This is a genomic window from Glycocaulis sp., assembly GCF_052168375.1.
GTDB lineage: Bacteria > Pseudomonadota > Alphaproteobacteria > Caulobacterales > Maricaulaceae > Glycocaulis.
Genome location: NZ_JBQLZR010000131.1, coordinates 1 through 1,771, shown reverse-complemented (window position 1 = coordinate 1,771; position 1,771 = coordinate 1). Strand labels below are relative to the sequence as shown.

At 62.5% G+C, this 1,771-nt stretch carries 1 protein-coding gene and 2 rRNA genes; 1 reads left to right on the top strand and 2 read right to left on the bottom strand.

The genetic code is table 11. From position 1 onward, the window contains the following. On the top strand, window positions 1-1,137 hold a 1,137-nt coding region (locus ACTS2Z_RS05120; protein WP_442572148.1), incomplete at its 5' end, for a 2OG-Fe(II) oxygenase. Between the two features lie 111 nt (window positions 1,138-1,248). Here the strand turns inward: ACTS2Z_RS05120 and rrf are convergent. Together rrf and ACTS2Z_RS05110 are read right to left on the bottom strand one after the other, a co-directional pair. Then, a 5S ribosomal RNA gene (gene rrf / locus ACTS2Z_RS05115) occupies window positions 1,249-1,363 on the bottom strand. 94 nt (window positions 1,364-1,457) lie between these two features. Next, a 23S ribosomal RNA gene (locus ACTS2Z_RS05110) occupies window positions 1,458-1,771 on the bottom strand; the annotation flags it as partial.

The following is a 1,771-nucleotide window of genomic DNA, read 5'->3' as shown; positions in this document are numbered from 1 at the left end:
CAGGCGCGGGTGCCGCTGGCAGGCGTCATGATTGATGGCAGAGGCGGACCAGTGGACGCTGAGGCGGCGATCGCCGCTCTTGCTCCGGCCGAGCATCACGACCCCCTGGCCCGGCGCATGCTGGCCACGGCTATCGCGCTGGGACCGCAGGGCCTCGCGGCCGGTGCGGCCAGCCGCTACGCGCACGCGAAAGCGGGCGACCGGGAAGCAGCGGTCGAAACTGGCATCCTCCTGATCAGGGACAACCCGGACGCTGCGGCGCATCTGTTGCTGGATGCCGCCCGGCGGGGGTCAGGGCTCGGCGTGGCTGCGCTTGTTGAGCTGGCACGGGAGCGTGGGGAGACGTGGGCCGAGCTGGATAGTCAGCTTGGCCGGCTACAAGCCAGTGGACACCCTTTGGCGCCTTCGCTCGCCTCTCGTTTGAAGGGATTACCCGTTTCGCCGCTACCGCCAGACGCCAGCGCACCGGACTCGGTCAACTTCAGCTTTCTGGAGGATGCCGTGGCAAGTTCCATGCGCGAGCCGCTTCACGAGAAGCCACGCATCACCGCAAACGCTTCTGCGCTTTCAGTGGCGTTGTGTGACTATGTACTGGGCATGAGCTGGCCGGGGCTGAAGCGGGCCGAGATCTTCAATACCCTCACAGGCCGCACCAACCCTGATCCGCACCGCAAGGCCTACACAACCAGCTTGCCGCGTTCCTTGCAGTCACTTCCTGTAGCGCTCATGACGGCGCGCATGGCCGAGGCGACCGGAGCCAGCGCCCTCCATGGCGAAGGGCTCGCAATCCTTGTCTATTACCCAGGCGACGAGTATCGGCCCCATCTCGATTGTTTTGCCGCCGATGATGGCTGGGCCAGCGCGGAGCTGGCAGCGCAAGGGCAGAGGCGGGCAACTGCCCTTACGGCGCTCAACCAGGCCTATGAAGGGGGTGCGACACAGTTCTCACGCCTCGACCTCGCCTGGAGGGGACGAACGGGAGACATTCTGACATTCGAGAACGTAACAACGGACGGCAATCCCGACCCCATGAGCCTGCATGCCGGCAGCGCGGTAACATCCGGGTGGAAGGCCCTTGCCAGCCTGTGGGTCAGGGAACGAATTCCGGGCGCAAACGGCATTGCCGAACGCAGCTGAGGATCGAAGCGGCACGGATCCGTGACATCCAGACAAAACAAAACCCCCGCGGAAGCGGGGGTCTGTCATGTCGATTGAAAAGAAAAAGGATAGCTGGCGTCAAACGGGCGGACCGGGCGGCGACCTACTCTCCCATGCCTTAAGACATAGTACCATCGGCGCAGAGGGTCTTAACGGCCGTGTTCGGGATGGGAACGGGTGGGATCCCCTCGCTATAACCACCCGGTCGGCTCGTTTGACGCGGTTTCACAGAGACATTTATTCCTGACTTTACACGGGCCTTCATGATGGACGAGGCAATCGCCATTCATGAGCAACGCGTGATCAAGCCGATCGAGCAATTAGTACTGGTCCGCTCCACGCATCGCTGCGCTTCCACTTCCAGCCTATCAACGTGGTGGTCTTCCACGGCTCTCAAGGGATACCTGGTTTTGAGGGGGGCTTCCCGCTTAGATGCTTTCAGCGGTTATCCCGTCCGCACTTAGCTACCCTGCTATGCTGCTGGCGCAACAACAGGTCCACCAGAGGTGCGTCCATCCCGGTCCTCTCGTACTAGGGACAGCTCCTCTCAAGTATCCGACACCCACGGCAGATAGGGACCGAACTGTCTCACGACGTTCTAAACCCAGCTCAC